Below are 20,321 nucleotides of genomic sequence, written 5' to 3' on the forward strand. Positions count from 1 at the left end.
TAAGTACAACCTTGGTTTCTGTGGAATTACGAGCCGCTATTATTGAAGACAACGCGACTGCACGCACTGCGCTGCGCGGCCACGTTATGTCGATTGCCAATTTATCAGTAAGTAGCTACACATCAGGTGTTGAGTTAAAGGCTGCGCTGCGAAAACAAAATTTCGAACTCATCATAATGGATTATCACCTTGGTGAGGGGAAAACTGGCGTTGAATGGCTCCAAAGCTTAAAAGAAGCAGGCTATATAAAACCTAGCACCGGCGTAATATTTCTGACTTCTGATAGAAGCGGTCAAGTTATTGGTCGTATCATGGATTTACAGCCCGATATCTTGCTTATTAAACCCTACACCATTGCCTCCCTTTCCCGCCAAATAAAGCATTATTTACATTACCGTGACTTTGTAAAAAATGTATTGCAGGCATTAGATAATAAACAATTAGAGCGTGCGATAGGGGTAATAAGAAGCAAAATAAAGGAAGGCATCCCCCCTCGGTTGGTATCAGATATTCGCAAATTATACGCTCGCTTATTGTATGAAAACGGTGAAATACAGCGAGCACTCAGTATTTATGACGACATTCTTAGTCGCTCGGATAAAGTATTATGGGCGCAGTGGGGTAAAATAAAGTGTCAGTATTCCGCTGGGCAGTGGCCTGAATGTAAAGAGCAGTTAAGCTCAATGGTTAACTCAAGCCTTGCTAGAGACGAAGCCTTTGAATGGCTGGCCTCCTTATCCTTTGAACAGCATTCTTATGAAGACGTTGAAAAATACTTGGAGCAAATAAAATTTAGTGAACTTAGCCTGCCCGCTGCAAAACTTAAAAGCCTAGCGTTTCAAAAGCAAGATAAGGTAGTAGAAGCTATCGATCTGCTACAAAAGAAACGTGCTCTCCATCGTTCAGCAAAAGACAGATTCAATGATTTTACATTTGAATTAGCAGAGTTTTACCTATTGCTCGCAGAAGACTCACCACAAAGTAACCGAGAAGAAAGCCTGTCTCAGGCACGAAAGTTAGTGGGCATAGCAGGCCGTAATCAATCTGATAGCCAAGTTTTACAAAAAAGAGATTACCTACTCGCTTTTTCTTCAGTTCTCGATGATGATTTGGAAAAAGCAGCACACTTTTTAGATGCTGACTATATGGAAAACCATTTAAGGACTGAGCCCGCAACCCTTGTTATAGCGGCAAAAGTACACCACAGCCTTGGCGATGAGCGCAAAGCGGGTGAATTATTGCTTATGGCAAAGCAAAAGAACAGCGACGTTCAAGGTATTTCTGAGCAAGTGATGAACGACGAGTCCATCTTCTCAGGTGGTGAACGTTTAGGGCTCAATCATGAACAGGCGATAGCCATAAATGATACGGGTACACAGCTGTTTATTGAAGGTCTGTTTAGCCAGGCCATGAAACACTTCTATGACGCATTTCAGCTATCACCAGAAACCGCTGCCTTTGGGCTTAATTTACTTCAATGCATGATTGAAGCAGACACCGCTGTCTATCGGCGTTATGGCATTCACAAGCTACTCGACACCCTATCTGAACTGCCACTAAGTGAAACAAATCGAGGGCGCCTAGAGCAGCTTACGCTTTTAGTGCAAGAAAATAGTTAAAAGTTATTTCGTTATTTTAAGCGCGTTAATAAACTCGATGTATCCCACCGCCCGCCACCAAGCTTTTGCACATCGGCATAATACTGGTCGACCAAGGCGGTCAATGCTAGCGTGGAACCATTGCGTTTAGCTTCATCAAGGGCAATGCCTAAATCTTTACGCATCCAATCTACCGCAAAACCAAAATCGTAAGTGTTGGTTAGCATAGTACTTGCGCGATTTTCCATTTGCCACGATTGTGCAGCACCTTTGCTTATTACATCGACCACTGCATTGCAGTCTAAGCCCGCTTTTTGACCAAAGTGCAGTGCCTCTGATAAACCTTGTACGATGCCGGCAATGCAAATTTGATTCATCATTTTGGCCAATTGGCCACTACCGCACTGTCCCAGTAATTGACTATGGCGTGCATAAACATCAATAACAGGTTGGACGCGTGAGAAAATCTGATCTTCACCGCCTACCATAATGGTAAGTTGCCCATTTTCTGCACCTGCTTGCCCACCTGACACCGGCGCATCTAAAAAGTGCACACCTTTGTCGGCACAATGTTTATTCAATTCTCTTGCTGCATCGGCAGAGGCTGTTGTGTGATCGACTAGCACAGAGTTAGGTTTCATTGCGCTAAGCGCACGGGTGCCAATCTCCATTACATCATTATCGTTTCCCACGCACATAAAAACAATGTCTGCCTCTTCCGCAGCTTGCTCGGGAGATGTGGCCAAAGCACCGGCGTACTTTTTCAACCAGTTCTCTGCTTTTTCTTTGGTTCGATTATAAACGGTGACTTTATACCCAGCCTTTGCAAGGTGCCCTGCCATAGGAAAACCCATGACACCGAGTCCTAAAAAGCTTACCTTTAAATCTGACATGCAAAGTACTCTCTTGTTATTTGCGATAAATGAAGCGCTGACCGAGGACATATCAAATACACAGTATGCGTTATCAACAAAGACTGGCTTAATAGTTAAGTAGAATTAAGCTATCTTAGAAAAACAAAAACACTTACTCGAATATAGATACTGTTCAGCCGCGAATATGATGAGAATATCAGAATTCACAACAACAAAAACATAAAGGATGCAAATTGACTATTTATCAGCATACGGTAATAACAAATAGCGGTAACAACATTCACCTTGAGCAATATAAAGGAAAGGTATTGCTTATTGTTAATACCGCCAGCAAATGTGGATTTACGCCCCAGTACAAAGGGCTAGAAACACTTTACAATAAATATAAAGAGCGTGGATTTGAGGTTCTAGGTTTTCCATGCGACCAATTTGGTCACCAAGAGCCTGGGTCAGATGAAGATATTGCCGAATTTTGTGAAGTGAATTTCGGTGTTTCTTTCCCCCTTTTCAAAAAAGTTGAGGTTAATGGACCGAACGCGAGCGCCGTGTTCGAACAACTAAAAGAGAAAGCGCCTGGATTACTAGGAACCAAACGCATTAAGTGGAATTTCACAAAGTTTTTGGTAAACCGCCAAGGCGATGTAGTAAAGCGTTATGCGCCAACAATGAAGCCAGGCGATATAGCAAAAGATATTGAGTCTCTGCTTTCTCAACAATAACGGTTAACACACCTCAATAAAGGATGATTATGAAAAAGAAAATAGCGTTTTTCAGTACCCAAGACTATGACCGCCATGTTTTTGATGCAGCGTTAAAGAGCAGCGTCTCAAACCAAAAGAAAGACATGGACATCACTTATTTTGAGCATACGCTATGCGCTTCTACCGCGCCTTTATGCCAAGGCTTCGACGTTGTTGTTGCGTTTGTTAATGATGACTTAAACGCTAAAACCATTGAAATACTTGCCAGCTGCAAAGTAAAACACATTGCTTTACGGTGTGCTGGATTCAACAACGTGGACATCAGCGCTGCCGAGGCAGCCAATATTCGGGTTAGCCGAGTTCCAGCTTATAGCCCTGAAACCGTTGCTGAACATACTATCGCACTAATTCTGACTCTTAATCGTAAAACGCATAAAGCGTATAACAGAGTGCGAGAAGGTAACTTTCAGTTAAACGGTTTAATGGGATTCACGCTTCACAATAAAACGGTAGGTATTGTAGGTACAGGAAAAATTGGTAAAGCGGTTATTCGAATTCTGCGCGGATTTGGCTGCAAAGTACTTTGCTGTGACCCCTTCGAAGACGAAACGGTAAAAGACCTAGGCGCGTCTTATGTCGATATAGAAACGCTATTTTCTGAAAGTACAATTATTTCGCTTCATTGCCCTCTCACTGAGGACAGCAACCATATGATTAACGAAGCGTCACTTCAAAAAATGCAAGACGGAGTGATGTTAATTAATACGTCGCGAGGCGGATTGGTGGATGACACCGCTCTCATTAATGGACTCAAGCGCCGAAAAATCGGCCATCTCGGCTTAGACGTATACGAGAGAGAGTCTGAGTTGTTCTTTACCGACCGCTCTCATGAAATTATACAGGATGATAATTTTCAGCGCCTTATCACTTTTCCCAATGTTTTGGTAACGGGCCATCAGGGCTTTTTCACTGCAGAAGCGTTGAACGAAATTGCCCATGTAACGTTAGATAATATCATTAACGAGAACAATACTGTTGTACTCGATTAACAGCTTTAATCCAATGCGACGTTTATACAGCTACTTTTTAACAATAATGTGAAAGTATTTACCTAACCACATGTAGGGAGCCTGCTTATGGTACTGCCTCTCAAGCGCTAGCAATTCATCATATTTTGATGCCTGATGCGATATATCACGCATATAATCATGGAAGCAACGCACCCCTGCTTTTTCGACGATTGAAAAACCAAGTGATTCGCAGTATTCCAGTACTTTTAAAGCCGAAAGCGGCTTTTTAGGGTTTAAACGAACCTGCTTTTTCGCCCTCATCCCCTTGGCAATATAGTCAAAGTTGCCATAAATAGCATTCGCAAACAAATTCGCATCGTAATTGAAAAAGCTTAGGCTTAATGTAGTGCCTGCCGCCATGCGATCATAAAGCATCGACAAGGCCTCGTAGGGTTCATCAAGCCATTCAAGCACCGCATGGCACACTACAACGTTGAATGGTGTAAAATCGTTGATGTCCTGCAAAAACTGCTGACGAATTTCTATATTATCGCGAAAACTCGCATTGGCACTTTGGGAAAACAGTTCTTCTGCTTGAACCAATACATCTTTTGATGCGTCTGTGAGCACAATTTTGTGACCCATGGACGCCAAGTACGCTGTCATAACACCCGTTCCGCCACCTATTTCAAGAACGTGAGCGTGGTTAGGTAAGTGAGGGGTAAGCACGTCACACAATAAGGTATGCCTTAACTTACCTTTTGTCGTTCCATAGATATTCTTGGCAAACTTATCCGCGATGCCGTCAAATACATGATCGTCTCTCATTAATTTTTAAACACTTATTATGAGTTAAGCCGGATTGTTGATGTCGACAAAATCAACAGTAACATCAAACTGAGAAGCAATGTGCTCACCTAATGCTTTTGCGCCATACCGCTCTGTCGCGTGGTGCCCAGCGGCATAAAAAGCAATATTTTGCTCTCTGGCTATATGAATAGTTTGCTCAGACACCTCGCCGGTAATAAATGCATCTGCTCCTAAATCGGCCGCTTGCTCTATGAAACCTTGGCCACCACCAGTGCACCAGGCCAGGGTTTTAATTTCACGCTCTTCAGCACCCTCAAGCAAAATAGAGCGACCTAGAACCGCTTTAAGCCGATCTTTTAATTCAGCGGCGGTAATTGCAACGGGGAATTCGCCCTGCATAACAACGCCAATGGGCTTTACCGAAGATAGTGCAGCAACATTTTCGATATCAAGTAAATCTGCTAATTGGCGATTGTTTCCTAATTCAGGATGAACATCGAGTGGAAGGTGATAAGCATACATGTTTATGTCATTCTCAATTAACGACTTTAAACGCTGCCTTTTCATACCGGTAATACACTGAGACTCGCCCTTCCAAAAGTAACCATGGTGAACCACAATTGCATCCGCTTTGCGCAGAATGGCTTCGTCGATAAGTGCCTGGCTCGCCGTGACACCAGTGACAATATTGGCGATGTCTTTTACGCCCTCAACTTGCATTCCATTGGGACAATAATCGCTAATTTCATTAACGCGCAGCAGGCCGTCTAAATAAACCTTTAAGTCTTGATTATTTACAGACACATAAACTCCTTTGAAAGGTAGGATTGAGCGACAAAACCATTTAGCTTTATCACCTTGTTGCAGTTCTTTTCGATAGAGTGACATTAAGCCGTATACAGGCTTGTAACTTTGAGCAGTAATTCATGTACGCTTTACTTTTTGCGCATTGTAACAGATTTAGTTACCTGCTACTCCCTGCGCCACAAACGGGATAAGATGAGAGATAACTTCTGCAATATCAACATGTTTTTGAAAGTCAGACTCAACAATTTCTGTTAACGCTTGGCTTGACGCCATAGAGAAAACAAAACTACCAATCGCAAAATGCAGCCTCCAAAACAATTCCTCTTCGGGTACGTGTGGAAGGCAAAGTTGAATTGCGTTAACCAGTGATCTAATGGTGGTTCCATAATGACTCATGATGAAACGCCGAAGATGACCTTGCGTCTCGTTGTAGCCTCTCCCTAGCAACTTCACAAAAGTGGCAGTGCCCTGTTCGCTAACTACATTTAATTCCAGCATAGGAGGAGTTAATGTATACAGCAAATGCTCAACACCTGCTGCGCCTTTTTTAGGTTCGAGGTCCTTCAGGCATGTATCGATGTGAGGCATGAGATGATCAAAATATCGTTTAAATACTGCTTGGATCAGGTTCTTCTTACTGCCGAAATGATAATTTACAGACGCTAAATTAACCCCTGCCCGTGCAGTAATTTCTCTCATAGAGGTTTGAGTAAAACCCTGTTGAGAAAACAAGTATTCCGCTGTATCTAAAATGTCATTTTTAGTGTTTTTTGCCATTTTTATTATCTTTGCGCAGAGCAATAGAGGCCTTGTTGGCCTCTCACTTAAACGAGCAATTTAAAACCAGTGTCTGGCTTTGCTCCACGATTTCATCAGAACACGCTCAGCCACAGATGCAGCAGACATTCCAAGCTTTTCGGCAACATTCTTTTTAACCGAATATTTTACGCTAAAGATCTCTCTTTTTGGGTAGTGAGAAAGAATGTAGTCATCGGACGTCGTTATATCGTCGATAAGCCCAAGTTCTTTTGCCTTTATTCCAGGCCAGTACTCACCAGTAGCGACTTTATCAATATTCATTTCTGGGCGTTGGCTATGAACGAAGTCTTTAAATAAAACGTGGATTTCTTCTATTTCTTCTTTAAATTTTGCTCGCCCCTCATCATTGTTCTCGCCAAAGATCGTTAAGGTTCGTTTGAATTCGCCCGCTGTGTGTTGTTCAAATTCGATATCGTTTTTCTTTAACAGCTTATGAAAGTTTGGCAGCTGTGCTAGCACGCCAATGCTACCAATGTAAGCGAATTGTGACGCCAATAGCGTGTCTGCGACACAGGCCATCATATAGCCGCCACTGGCAGCAACCTTATCTACCGCTACTGTTAGCTTAAGCCCTTTTTGCTTTATGCGCTGAAGCTGAGATGCTGCAAGACCGTAACCATGAACAACACCGCCGCCGCTTTCTAAGCGAACTAATACTTCATCGTCTTTATCCGCTACACACAAGATTGCCGTAATCTCTTCTCTCAAATTATCGACTTCTCCAGCATCCATAGAGCCCTTAAAGTCAATAACATATAACCTTGGAGACTTTTCTTCGTCGTCTTTTTGTTTACACTTTGCTTTTTCTTCTTTCTTTTGCTGTTTCGCTAGCTTTTTCGCAGAGTTCTTGTCTAGCAGTACTTGCTTTGCATAGTTAGTAATGTCTTTGAGTTGGTCTGAGATTGATGTGATCTCTAACTGACCTTTACCGTGCTTCTGTTTGTTTGCCACACCAACAATTGTTGCAACAACAACGACAACCGCAACGACCAGCGTTATCGCTTTGGCCACAAATAAGCCATATTCGTACAAAAACTCCAAACCTTACTCCTAGATAATATCTTCTCAAAGCCAACAAGCGTTGAATTATCAACACGTTGATAAAACACAAGACTTACATTTATGCGTATCATACATTTAAGCATTCATATCTTCATCTAACTTTGTACTATTGTTTAAAGTATATTGTAATTAAATCGGTCTATATTGTTGAAGTGATGCGCTCTACATTTACTTTGCTAAGAGCCAATAAGTACTCTTCTGCTTTTCACTGTAATATGATTTTTCAAAGTATTGATAGATATCCCTAACAAATACTTAACAAACCTTTGCAAATAGATAACAAAGTCAATACTATAAGACGAATAATAACTGGTCATACTTGTTAATAGTCTGTTCGAACAGTGATTGTCCACCAATTATTGTGCGAAGAAACAATCGAGTTGACAACTCACCTTAGTATCTTGGGAGAAAGAATGAAAAAACTGTTAATCAGCACAAGTATCTCTGCAGCATTTGTGCTCGCTGGTTGCGGTGGCGGAGATGACTTAGAAACAATTCAAGCGGAAACCGCTATAGAGCGTCCTGCCTCACGAATTTTGTTTGACCCTGCCGGTAGCGTACTTAATGTACCAAGCGATTTGTTTTTTGCTCTGGTAGAGCAGACAGATGATGGAACATTAGAAATGCCTGATGAGGTAGCAGGTCAAGCAGCAAATGGAATACCTGACTTTAGCAACCCCTCAGCAGCTTTAGGCGCGCTTGATGGTTGGTCTACACAGCATCCATTTACTTTCTCTACCTCCCACCCTGCCGGTATCACACTAGACGAAGCCTCAGCGGCAGCGCCTGGTTCGGTACGTCTATTTGAAGGGGCTATTGGCGGCGATTTGAATGACTCTGACTGTACAACTGCACCGCCAATCTCGGGCTGTAAAATATATGAAGAACTAACATTCGGCGTAGATTTCATTACTCAGGCTAGCGGCAACGATGTTGCGGTAATTCCGCTTAAGCCACTTAAAGGGTCAACCACTTACTACGTGGCGGTTACCGATGGACTCAAAGCAAGTGATGGCCAATCAATTAAGCCTTCCACGGCTTACGAGAGCTTACGCCAGGACATTAATAACTTCCCTCTTTCAACTGAGTCACAACTTAGCTTGCAAGGCCTTATTAATTCCTATGAAGGTGTGCTTACCTCACAAGCTGGTGTAAGTAGCGATTCGCTTGTATTCAGTTACACGTTCACAACGCAATCGACTACTGAGATTATTGAGACTGTTAAATCACTCGCGATCGCGCCATTTGCGACTGCGCTTTCACAAGGTGCAACGCCAGCACAAGCTGTTGCAGCAGGCACATTGCCGGTACTTCCAATTGGTGAAGCGGCAGTCGACACTGCGTTTGACGTATTGGCACCAACGCTATTAGGTAGTGCGACGTTGGCACAACTCCAAGCAGTTGGCCTAAATACGTGTTCAGGCCTTGTATCTGCAGTATTGAATCCTGCGTCACCGTTAAACCCTACGGCAACTGAGGTTTTCTCTCAGGTAGCGCCATTTTGTGCCGCCTCAATGAAACAAGGTAGCATCGACTTACCCTATTACCTTGATGCAGAAGATCCACTTAATGGTCGTTGGTCTGCAGCATGTACTAACGGTTTAGCACTGCAAACCATTGGTGCAGAAAACATTGGTGCACTGCTTGCTGACGGTACAATTACAACAGGTCCAAATAATGAATTATGCCAACAAGCAAGTGGTGGGACGTTATTGGACTTAGACCTTACAAACCTAGGTATTAACGATTTGCGTCACGTAACGCGCTACAGCCCAATCCCTGCACGTAAAGGCAGTAACCCTGACGGTACTGAAACACTTGATGTTCAAATTACCGTGCCTGATATCAACATTATCAATATTGTTGCTGCAAACCCAGCATCAGGTGTTAGCCCTATCGCAGCTGTTCCTGAGGCCGGCTGGCCAGTTGTTATCTTGCAACATGGTATCACCTCGCGCAAAGAAGACTTCTTAGCGATTACAGGGGCATTATCACTAGCAGGATACGCAACGGTTGCTATCGATCACCCACTTCACGGTAGTCGTGGCTTCATGATCGACGGCGAAATGGTCAATGCATCAGCGGCGGTTAATGGCGATCCTACGGATTACCTTAACTTAGCGTCATTGCTGACCACACGTGATAACAATCGTCAGAGTATTGTCGATGTAATGGGGCTTCGTCTTGGTTTGAACGCTGTTGTTGATACAACGGGTGGTTCGGTAAAACTTAACGCTAACGACGTATCGTTTGTAGGTCAAAGCTTAGGGTCAATTACTGGAATAAGCAGCGTTGCAATGTCAAATGAATCATTTGGTGAGGGTAACCCGCTTGCAAACTTCGATAATATGTTTGCATTTAATAGTGCGGTATTCAGTGTGCCGGGTGGCGGCACTGCGGCATTCTTACTAGAATCAGTTGCATTTGGTAACTTAATCAAGGCAAACCTACTCGCTTCGTCTTCTGAGGACTTCGTAGCCTTTGTCGGTCAGTATGCCCAAGCAAATGAACTTACCGCTGAACAAGCACTGGTCCCTGCTTTCGTGGAGTTCTACGCAAGTCTGGATGCTACAACCAAAGCCAGTGTCGATGCTACATTTGCACAATTTGCTTTTGCCGCTCAAACGATTACCGACTCGTCTGATCCAAATAACTTTGCTGGTTTGCTTGCTGAAAACTCAGACTTCGTGATACACGAAGTTATCGGCGGTGGTACAAATGATGACGGCAGCACGGCATTGCCTGATCAGGTTATTCCTAACTCTACAGTGAATGCACCAACGTTTGCAGGTACAGAGCCGCTGGCTAAGTTTGCAGGTGTTGCGGGAGTATCAACAACGACGCAGGGAAATAGTTTAGTACGCTTTATTGAAGGTTCACACTCTTCATTGTTAAACCCTAGCCCGAGTGCGGGTGCGACAACAGAGATGCAGCGCGGCGCGGCAGCGTTTATCTCTACTGGTGGCGAAACTGTAGTTATTTTTGACGAGTCAGTAGTGGCCAACTAATAACAACTAATGTCATAGTGAGTGACCAACTTCATTGGTTATTCATATAAAGAATTAAAAACCGATATCAGCATTTGATATCGGTTTTTTTATATATATTTACGCACTTTTTTATCACTATGCATGCATATCGCCTTCTTTACTTGTTCGTCAGTATCAGTATGATCAAGCACCTTACCGCGACATATTATTATGCCGACAAGATTCGGTGCACTTAAGGAATTTAATGAACGACTATCACGCCCCTCGTAATCTACTTGAGAATAAAGTAATACTTATTACCGGTGCCGGAGACGGTATAGGTGCGCAAGCGGCTAAGACTTACGCTGCACACGGTGCAACGTGTATATTGCTTGGTAGAACAGTCTCGAAACTCGAAGCAGTATACGATGACATTGTGAACGCTGGGCATGCCGAACCCGCCATAGTTCCGCTGGATATCAAAGGTGCTACTCCTAATCACTATCAGCAAATGGCGCAAACTATTATTGATCAGTTCGGTCGCTTGGACGGCCTGCTGCACAATGCATCTATTCTCGGTCATTTAAGCGCCTTTAAGGATATTGACCCTCAGGAATGGCAAGATGTGATGCAAATAAACCTCAACGGCATGGTATTCATGACCCAGGCACTTATTCCGGCGTTACTCAAAGCCGAAAACGCTTCTGTGGTTTTCACAACGTCAAGTGTGGGCCGTAAAGGGCGTGCTTTTTGGGGTACTTATGCCGTATCAAAATTTGCCACTGAGGGCGTAATGCAAACGCTAGCTGACGAGTACAAGACCAAGAACGTACGCTTTAATTGCATAAATCCAGGTGGAACCAGGACAAACATGCGCGCACAGGCGTTTCCAGCAGAAGATCCAAATGCACTGAAAACACCTGAAGATATAATGCCCACTTATCTATATCTCATGGGCGATGAAAGTGCAGAGGTTAATGGCGAATCGCTAGACTGTCAGCCGAAATAGGCGCCTAAAGCGCCACACACAAATAAGCCGCGTATTAACGCGGCTTAGTTTTTTAGGGCAGTCATTTTTCAGTTGGCCCGAGTACCAATGAGCGCGAATTTAGCGCCAATTTTCCTTAGAAGGGCTAACCTTCTATTTTTGCCCAGGTATCTCGCAATCCAACAGTGCGGTTGAATACCGGTTTCTCTGGTGTGCTGTCGCTGTCTAAACAAAAATATCCTGTGCGTTCAAACTGCCACGCACCCACTGCAGGCACATTCTCACTCAGACCAGCTTCAGCCCAACCACGTTTTATCTCCAATGATTCTGGGTTAATCGCGTCGGTAAAATCTTCTTCTGCAGCCGGGTTAGGTACATTGAATAAACGGTCATAGAGCCTAAATTCAGCGGCCTTTGCGGTTGCAGCGTCAACCCAGTGAATGACACCTTTTACTTTACGGCCATCAGCAGGGTCTTTGCCAAGCGTATCCGGGTCGTAAGTACAGTACACTGTGGTTACGTTATCGTTTTCGTCTTTTTCTATACGATTAGCTTTAATCACATAGGCATTACGAAGTCGAACTTCTTTATCGAGAACGAGTCGTTTAAATTTCTTGTTCGCCGATTCACGGAAATCTTCAGCTTCAATCCACACTTCACGGCTAAACGTGATGTTACGCGTATCCATTGATTCATCGTTAGGATGATTAGGAGCCGCCAGAGTCTCTGTCGCCCCCTCTTCGTAATTTTCAATAACGACCTTAATGGGATCGAGAACGGCCATAGCACGAGGGGCATTCACATTTAAGTCATCGCGGATACAGGCTTCTAACATGGACATTTCTACCATGTTGTCCATTTTTGTTACGCCAATGCGCTTACAAAATTCGACAATTGAGCCAGGCGTATAGCCCCGGCGTCGCAAGCCAGCTATGGTTGGCATGCGTGGGTCGTCCCACCCATGAACGTGCTTCTCATCAACCAATTGAATAAGGCGGCGTTTACTTAGTACCGTGTATTCCAAGTTAAGACGAGAGAACTCATACTGCTTAGGACTGCAATCGATAGAGATATTTTCAATTACCCAGTCGTATAAACGGCGGTTATCTTGAAATTCCAGTGTACACAACGAATGCGTAATGCCCTCGATAGCATCTGATATACAGTGAGTAAAGTCGTACATTGGGTACACACACCACTTATCACCAGTTTGATGATGGTGGGCGTGCTTTACTCTGTAGATAACAGGGTCGCGCATGCACATGAACGGTGACGTCATATCAATCTTTGCGCGCAGGCTGCACTCGCCTTCGGCATATTCGCCGGCTGTCATTTTTGCGAATTCACGTTTATTAGTCTCAACATCCGTATCGCGATATTCGCTATTTTTGCCCGGCTCTTTCAATGTACCGCGCATTTCTCGCATAATGTCTTGACTAGAAAAATCGACGTAGGCTAAACCTTTGTCGATCAATTCGTTTGCAAAGCCGTGTAGTTGGTCGAAGTAGTTGGAGGAATAACGCTCCTCACCGCTCCATGTAAAACCAAGCCACTTAACGTCTTCTTTTATAGAATTAACAAACGAAATATCTTCTTTTGCTGGGTTCGTGTCGTCAAAACGGAGATTACAGGTACCCGTGTAATCCTTCGCAATTCCGAAGTTCAAGCAAATGGATTTCGCATGACCAATATGAAGAAAGCCATTAGGCTCTGGCGGAAACCGCGTTTTTATTGAGTCATGCAAACCACTGGCAAGATCTTTATCAATGATTTGTCGGATAAAATTGGTCGGACGATGCTCAGTCTCGGCCATTCGCATGTTCCCCTTATGCACAAGTAATTGTAATAATGACGTGAGTATACCACTGACACAATTGCTTCAACCACGTTTTATTGAATTAACACTGACAACTGGTCGAATATGCACCGAAACTTTGTCTGTGCAAATACTCTGACAACAAATTCTTTCACACCCGCCACTTTCACAAAATGAGTGTACTTTTTATTGTGACCACTTATTTTCATTAAGTCTTTGATGTTTAGTTAATAGTTAAAAGACGTATAAACGCTTGCAATCTCACTCTTTCAACATTACAAAACGTACAAAAAAAAATTCAGAAACCAAACAATCCGAAAAAGTGTGGTAGTCTGAAATTAGCGACAACAATGTCGTTCCAGCGAGAAAAGATGTTTATGAAAGAAAAAGCCACCTCTTTTGATATTGCTCACCTAGCAGGCGTGTCACAATCGACGGTATCAAGAGCGCTCAATAACAGCCCTCTTGTGAACCTAGAGACACGGGAGCGCGTGCAGCGGATAGCACAAGAGCTCAACTATAAAGTTGACAAAAATGCGAGCAATTTAAGAAAACAAAAGAGCAGTACTATTGCATTGTTATTGTTTGAAGATCCAACGTCAGATGATTCAATGATCAATCCCTTTTTTCTTTCGATGCTAGGAAGCATTACACGTGCCTGCGCTAAAGCTAATTACGATCTTTTAGTGTCATTCCAAAACTTAGAAGACGATTGGCACGCAGAATACGAAGATTCCAACAAGGCCGACGGCATTATTTTGCTGGGCTACGGCAATTACACCGATTATCAGACAAAGGTGGCACAACTAGAGTCACAAGGCACCCATTTTGTTCGTTGGGGCGCTCCCGACAAGGCCCACCCTGGCGTGAGTATTGGCTGCGACAATTACCAAGGCGGTCACAGCATTACCGAGCACCTCATATCGTTGGGTAAAAAAACCTTCGCGTTTATTGGCGACAATGGCGAGCACGCACCTGAATTTATGGCTCGTTATAAAGGTTATGAAGACGCGCTAAAACAACATAATTTAAATGAGTGTAGCGTTCAAAGAAATGCGATTTCTACCGAAGACGACGGTTCAGATGCAGTTAAATCGCTTATTGAGTGCGATGAACTTCCCGAAGCAATTGTGTGTGCCTCAGACTTAATTGCCATGGGGGCTCTTCGAGCGCTGCGGCGAGCTAACATCTCTGTGCCTAATGATGTTGCCGTAGTGGGCTATGACAATATTGCCGTTTCTGCATACACCACCCCCGCACTCTCAACCGTGCAACAAAATACAAAGTTAGCAGGCGAATTACTTGTCGATACGTTGTTAAAAGCCATTAACAACGAGCGGGTTGAAGATTACCTGATGCCTGCAGAAGTGATAATTCGACAATCGTGTGGAAACGAAAATGGCGCTTAATCAAGCGCCATTTTATTTTGTTTATAAATTCTTAAAGACAAGATTACTGAGAGTAAAACTTACTGCCTAGACATTTGGAATGAGGCTGCTTTTAACAGTTCAGGCTGCGTAATCATCTCGTCTAACACCCATACTTGAACGCCATTAGGCTCAACAGTTGTCGATAAAGACTCACCTTTTTCTACGCGTTTACGCTCACCGCTTATTTGCTCATGCCAATCGCCTTTTTGTATAAACTTTTTAACATTGAACACGCTGGGTCTATTGCCTTTGTTAAGCAAAACGAGTGCAGTTTGTTGAACCTCATCGGTGTTAAGAACTCGATAGAATGATGCTTGGTGACCAGAAAGCGAAACGTTCACTTGCAAACCTCGCTGCAATGCAGGGGTTTGCTTACGCACATTAGCAATAGTGGTTAATGCTTGTTTGATTGGGTGCGCCTTTGCTGCTTCTATTCGCTTCTGGCCGAAATAGTTTCGATTACCGGCATGTTCTGCAGTGCCTCTCATAAACCCTATCTCAGATCCCATGTAAACCACAGGAATACCTCGCACGGTAAATAGCCAATTGTGGGCATTGATGAACCCTTCATCAGTGGCATTCATACGAGCCATATCGTGATTATCATAAAACGTAGTTAAGTCATAAACATTTTTGTAAGGGCCATGGGTGAGATGTAATACCTCTTCCATTTCTGAAAAATCACTGTCGAGTGGGTTTTCAAACACCGATAGCATGGCTTTTTGCATCGGGAAATCGAGAACGCTGATAGCACCATTTTTGTCCAGAGTATGCTGGGCAATATTATTCGCGGAGTAATCAAAACTCTCCCCAAACATAAAAAAGTCTGGGCGCTCGCTGCGGATCCTATCTGATGCTTCACGCCAAAATGCATGCGGTACGTGTCTTATTGTATCTATGCGAAAAGCATCTGCGCCTTGGGAAATCCAGTAAAGGTAACTATTTATTAAATAGTCTCTTACCGCTGGGTTTTCATCATCTAAATTAGATAATTTAACCAAGTCTGGGTAGTCATGGAAAAAACTGTGCAAAGGGTTGTTTTCTGGGTCAAGCTGCTCTGGATTAAGGTTTTGATGATCGGCCACAAGCCTTCCGTCTTTGTCATAAAGTTCACCATAACCCGGCAAATCCTCGTCCATGGTAAAACTTGGCGAGCCATGATTTGCAACGATATCAAACACTGACTTCAAACCCAGCTTACGCATTTGAGATGTATACTCTTTTACGCTCAGGTCATCGCTTACCAAGTGTTCGTCTGGTTTATAGAAGTTGGACGCCCAATAACCGTGATAACCGGTTTTTCCTCCGTCTTTAAACGCCCCGCCGTAAGTTATTTGCTCATCACCATTAAATGCATAATCTGGATTATCGTGAACAGGTGTCATCCAAACCGCGGTGAAGCCCATATTGGCAATATACTCCGCGTTTTTGACTATGCCCTTTAAATCGCCGCCCATATAACCAACATAGGCTTTTTTACCATCAGGGCCTTCGAGGGGAAGTTGCCACGTGGGGTGCTCACCGCCCTGATTTTCATAATTATTTGTTTTGTCACCATCGACAAAACGATCAGTAACAACGAAATATACGGCCTCGCTCGCAAATGGTGTTGTTGTGCCCGCAATGAAAGAGCTTTCGTCGCTGCTTGAAGTGTTAATGCTCTTTGAATGCGCACCGGCATGAGTCGTAACAACATCACTGTTCACCATACTATTGTTAGAACACCCAGTAACAAATAGTGCAGTTAATGTAAGAGCAACAATATTTGGTTTAAACGCCATCGGTAATAACTCCCTCTTCTTGCGCAATATCACTGGTATCAGCTTCTTTGACAAAAAATACCGATAACGCGCCTATCATCATTGAAATACCTGCTACCACGATAATGTATTTGGCATCGTTGTCGAATACGCTACTTAATATCCAACCTGCTGTTAACCCTGAAACAATTTGAGGAGCCGCTACGGTAAAGTTGAAAATGCCCATATAAACCCCTGTTTTATCTGCAGGTAACGCACCTGCTAACATGGCATATGGCATGGCAAGAATAGCCGCCCAGGCAATACCGACACCTACCATAGGAATCAATAGCTTAACTGCACCGAGAGGCACGGTAACTTCTGTGATCAATAAGTTTACGTTTACCATGGTTAAGTCTTGGAAAAATAAAAAGCTGATGTAACTTAATCCACCTAATGCAAGAGCGCCTGCATAGATGGTTTTACGTCCGAATTTATCAGCAAGTTTGGCAAGGAAAATTGAAAAAATAGCGGCAAATACAGAGTAGGCAGCAAATAAAATACCCACCCAATCGCCTGCGGCACCTTTGGCCATTACGATAGCTTCGGGCACCATAGGTGCGGCCGCAATATATGCTGGGTCAAACCACTGTTTGTCTACATTCCAGATATGTTGAGTAATAGCTGGTGTGGTGTATACCCACATAATAAATAAAGCAAACCATGAAAAGAATTGCACCACTGCAAGTTGTTTCATAGTTTTAGGCATAGTGGCCACTAGCTTGAAGAATTCCGCCAGGCGCTGGCTTAAAGGCGCTTTTTTCTCTTGAATAGGAGTTTGTTCTACCGCTAAGCCTTTATACTGATTATATTGCTCTGGCGAGTATTCTTTGGTTCTTATTACCGTCCAAATTACCGTGCCTAATAATACAGTCGCACCAATGTAGAACGCCCACATTACTGAGGGAGCAACCTGCCCCATTTGCGCTGTATTTTCTAGCCCAACCACGTTGGTGAGAACAAAAGGAAGAATAGACCCAATTACTGCACCAATATTAATTAGCAAAGACTGAATAGAATACCCTACGTTGCGTTGCGAGGGCGGTACCATGTCGGAGACTAGCGATCTAAACGGCTGAAAGCATACATTAAACGACGCATCCATGAGTGCCACCATCAACGCCCCCATCAACATGGGTGCGAGAAACGCCACGAATAACGGGGCGTTAGGTAACAAAATCATCCCCAATACTGCTGCAATAGCACCAGCAAGAATAAATGGGCGGCGTCTCCCTAGACGATTCCACGTTCTATCTGATGCAGAACCAACAATAGGTTGCACTATAAGGCCCATAATAGGCGCCACTAGCCAGAACAGAGAAAGGGAGTGGAGATCGGCGCCTAGGTCTGAAAGGATTCTACTAACATTTGCGTTTTGCAGGGCAAAACCAAATTGAACACCAAGGAAGCCGAAGCTGACATTCCAAATTTGCCAAAAAGAAAGGCGAGGTTGAGTTACTTGCATAGTTTGCTCTATTTATTGTTTTTAAATTAATTGAATACGATCATTTCACAATGAATACGCTTGCAGACATAGCCGGTAAGCTAATCGTGTCTGTTGCTTCAAATGTCTTACCGTCACTCACTCGAGTTAAGGTTTGTCCTTCTTTCAGCATCTCTGTGTAAGATGTTGAAGATAAGTCTACAGATTCTTTACTGAGAGCCACCATGATTTTTTCAGAATTCTTATCCGTGCTATCAGCGGTGCGGAAATAGGTGTAAACACCGTCAACGGGCGCATAGTGTTTTAACTTGCCTTGAAATAGTTGCGGGTATGTTTGACGCAGCTTTAATAAGGCTTTAATGCGCTGCTGAGCCCAACGTTCATCGCTATTGAGCCCTTTACCCGTAAAGGCGTTTTTATCACTATCTGAAGGCCACCCGCCTGGGAAGTCAGAGCGTATAATACCGTGGTCATTACTGCCTTCGTTACCCATTAGAATTTCCGTTCCGTAAAATACCTGTGGGATCCCTCGGGTTGTAAGCAATAAAGTCATCGCCATATTCCACTTGGCTTTATCGTGTCCAAGTTGCGTATAGATTCTGCTCATATCGTGGTTATCGGGAAAAATAACCAAATTGTTCGGGTCGCCATATAAAAAGTCGGTAGCCAGGGTTTCATAAACCGTAATAAAACCAGAGTTCCAACTTTCATCGCCGTTTAATGCTTTAACAACGGCAGCCTGCAATGGAAAATCCATCACTGATGGAAGGGCGCTATCATAGTCATCGTGGCGCTGACTACCCGCTTGCCAGTAGGCCGTGATTGCAGGGTTTACAGACCATTCTTCACCCACGATATTAAAGTTAGGGTATTCGTCCATTAAGCGATTTGTCCATTCACTTAGAAATACTTTATCTGGATAAGAGTATGTATCTACACGAATACCGCTTAAACCTGCAGTCTCTACCCACCAAATAGCATTTTGAACTAAATAATTGGCCAAGTGTGGATTACGTTGATTTAAATCTGGCATGGTAGGCACAAACCACCCATCGCTAAACCTTTTGATATCGCTTTCTATGGCATGAGGGTCGTGCAAAGACTCTCGTTTGTGGGTGGTGGCGACGAATTTTCCTTCATTATTGATCCAATCTTTTGATGGCGTATCTTCCATCCACTTATGATTACTACCGATGTGATTAAGCACCATATCCATGATAACGCCAACCCCTTCGGATTTTGCTTGCTCACTGAACTCTATAAAGGCGTCATTAGAGCCAAAGCGCGGGTCAATGTTGTAGTAATCTGTGGTTGAATAGCCGTGGTAGCTGTACTTATCCATCGCATTTTCAAGCAAAGGCATTGTCCAAATCTGCGTGAAGCCCATGCTTTTAATGTAATCGAGGTTGTCCACAATACCTTGGATATCGCCGCCATGACGGCCACCTTTTAATTGGCGGTCTACTTTATCTTGATAACCGTCAACGTTATCATTTGCGGTATTGCCATTTGCAAAGCGGTCAGGTGCAATCAGGTAGATAGCGTCTTTTGGCCCAAAGCCTTTTCTCGACGCAGAGCCTTCTTTGCGTTTATCAAGCGAGTAATGAAGCCTTCGATAGCTCCCATCATTGTCGGTCAACGTAAGCGTAAGATCTTGCGCTCGAGCCGCCGAAATATCGAGCGTTACAAAAAGATAGTTTTCACTATCTAATGCGTTAACTCGACTAATTGTTGCTTTACCTTTATCAATAGAAACAGTGTCATCAGCTACACCTTCACCGTAAATCATCAACTCCACTTCAGGATGTTGCATGCCCGCCCACCAGTTAGGGGGATACACTTCAAGTTCACTTTGTTGTAATGCGTTAACCGGCGCTGCCACCAATGATACAACCGAAGTGAGAAGCAACGGCAATGCGCGATAGCGATTTAGAAGGAAAGCATGGCTTACGCTGTTAAAATTAAACACATGAACACCAATGTTAATAATACGTTAAGTACAGAATCATATCGAGATACTACCTTGTACACTTATTCATACCAACGCTCTGCATACGTATTCACGAAGGGCTAGATAAAATAAGTGGCAAAACAAGTGATACAAGCCATAAGAAGGATAAGTGAAAAAATAGGTGCGACAGTCATAGCCTTCATCGTCAAATGCCTGCACCGGACCTGTGCAAAGAAAGGTGC

At 43.6% G+C, this 20,321-nt stretch carries 15 protein-coding genes; 6 read left to right on the forward strand and 9 right to left on the reverse strand.

What is annotated here, in order from left to right; genetic code table 11:
- Positions 1-41: 41 nt before the first annotated feature.
- Complete coding sequence (locus BM528_RS10335) at positions 42-1,619, forward strand: response regulator (RefSeq protein ID WP_071981259.1); 1,578 nt, start codon at positions 42-44, stop codon at positions 1,617-1,619.
- A gap of 11 nt (positions 1,620-1,630) precedes the next feature.
- Here the strand turns inward: BM528_RS10335 and BM528_RS10340 are convergent, their stop codons facing one another.
- Positions 1,631-2,491: an NAD(P)-dependent oxidoreductase gene (locus tag BM528_RS10340; RefSeq protein ID WP_071979732.1), complete on the reverse strand. Its 861-nt coding sequence runs from the start codon at positions 2,489-2,491 to the stop codon at positions 1,631-1,633.
- Between the two features lie 215 nt (positions 2,492-2,706).
- On the opposite strand from BM528_RS10340, the gene BM528_RS10345 reads away from it, so the two are divergent.
- Both BM528_RS10345 and BM528_RS10350 read left to right on the forward strand, forming a co-directional pair.
- Complete coding sequence (locus BM528_RS10345; protein WP_071979733.1) at positions 2,707-3,192, forward strand: glutathione peroxidase; 486 nt, start codon at positions 2,707-2,709, stop codon at positions 3,190-3,192.
- Positions 3,193-3,221: 29 nt separating this feature from the next.
- A complete protein-coding gene (locus BM528_RS10350) occupies positions 3,222-4,223 on the forward strand; it encodes a 2-hydroxyacid dehydrogenase (protein WP_071979734.1) in 1,002 nt (333 codons plus the stop codon).
- 30 nt (positions 4,224-4,253) lie between these two features.
- Here the strand turns inward: BM528_RS10350 and BM528_RS10355 are convergent, their stop codons facing one another.
- From BM528_RS10355 to sohB, 4 genes are all read right to left on the reverse strand, one after another.
- Positions 4,254-5,012 carry a methyltransferase gene (locus tag BM528_RS10355; RefSeq protein ID WP_071979735.1) on the reverse strand — a complete coding sequence of 253 codons (759 nt, stop codon included), beginning with the start codon at positions 5,010-5,012 and terminating at the stop codon, positions 4,254-4,256.
- 24 nt (positions 5,013-5,036) lie between these two features.
- Complete coding sequence (locus BM528_RS10360; protein WP_071979736.1) at positions 5,037-5,798, reverse strand: Nif3-like dinuclear metal center hexameric protein; 762 nt, start codon at positions 5,796-5,798, stop codon at positions 5,037-5,039.
- Positions 5,799-5,954: 156 nt separating this feature from the next.
- Positions 5,955-6,578, reverse strand: coding sequence for a TetR/AcrR family transcriptional regulator (locus BM528_RS10365; RefSeq protein ID WP_071979737.1), 624 nt, complete (start codon positions 6,576-6,578; stop codon positions 5,955-5,957).
- A 60-nt stretch (positions 6,579-6,638) separates the two neighbouring features.
- Entirely contained in the window at positions 6,639-7,661 is a 1,023-nt protein-coding gene (sohB, locus tag BM528_RS10370; protein ID WP_071979738.1) for a protease SohB, read from the reverse strand.
- A 434-nt stretch (positions 7,662-8,095) separates the two neighbouring features.
- Between sohB and BM528_RS10375 the strand changes: the two genes are divergently transcribed.
- Both BM528_RS10375 and BM528_RS10380 read left to right on the forward strand, forming a co-directional pair.
- Positions 8,096-10,690: a VolA/Pla-1 family phospholipase gene (locus BM528_RS10375; protein WP_071979739.1), complete on the forward strand. Its 2,595-nt coding sequence runs from the start codon at positions 8,096-8,098 to the stop codon at positions 10,688-10,690.
- A 226-nt stretch (positions 10,691-10,916) separates the two neighbouring features.
- A complete protein-coding gene (locus BM528_RS10380) occupies positions 10,917-11,660 on the forward strand; it encodes a YciK family oxidoreductase (protein WP_071979740.1) in 744 nt (247 codons plus the stop codon).
- 124 nt (positions 11,661-11,784) lie between these two features.
- Here BM528_RS10380 and glnS read toward each other — a convergent pair whose 3' ends face one another.
- Entirely contained in the window at positions 11,785-13,452 is a 1,668-nt protein-coding gene (glnS, locus tag BM528_RS10385) for a glutamine--tRNA ligase (protein WP_071979741.1), read from the reverse strand.
- Positions 13,453-13,832: 380 nt separating this feature from the next.
- Here glnS and BM528_RS10390 point away from each other — a divergent pair, with 380 nt between their 5' ends.
- Positions 13,833-14,864 carry a LacI family DNA-binding transcriptional regulator gene (locus tag BM528_RS10390; protein ID WP_071981260.1) on the forward strand — a complete coding sequence of 344 codons (1,032 nt, stop codon included), beginning with the start codon at positions 13,833-13,835 and terminating at the stop codon, positions 14,862-14,864.
- A gap of 59 nt (positions 14,865-14,923) precedes the next feature.
- On the opposite strand, the gene BM528_RS10395 is transcribed toward BM528_RS10390, so the two are convergent.
- Genes BM528_RS10395 through BM528_RS10405 form a run of 3 tightly spaced genes read right to left on the reverse strand, consistent with a single transcriptional unit; the run spans position 14,924 to position 20,097 of the window.
- Positions 14,924-16,666 carry an alpha-amylase family glycosyl hydrolase gene (locus tag BM528_RS10395; RefSeq protein ID WP_071979742.1) on the reverse strand — a complete coding sequence of 581 codons (1,743 nt, stop codon included), beginning with the start codon at positions 16,664-16,666 and terminating at the stop codon, positions 14,924-14,926.
- Positions 16,656-18,149, reverse strand: coding sequence for an MFS transporter (locus BM528_RS10400; RefSeq protein WP_071979743.1), 1,494 nt, complete (start codon positions 18,147-18,149; stop codon positions 16,656-16,658). The genes BM528_RS10395 and BM528_RS10400 overlap by 11 nt, the downstream gene beginning before the upstream one ends.
- 40 nt (positions 18,150-18,189) lie before the next feature.
- A complete protein-coding gene (locus BM528_RS10405) occupies positions 18,190-20,097 on the reverse strand; it encodes a glycoside hydrolase family 13 protein (protein WP_071979744.1) in 1,908 nt (635 codons plus the stop codon).
- Positions 20,098-20,321: the final 224 nt, after the last annotated feature.

It is taken from the genome of Alteromonas sp. RW2A1 (assembly GCF_001886475.1).
Lineage (GTDB): Bacteria > Pseudomonadota > Gammaproteobacteria > Enterobacterales > Alteromonadaceae > Alteromonas > Alteromonas hispanica.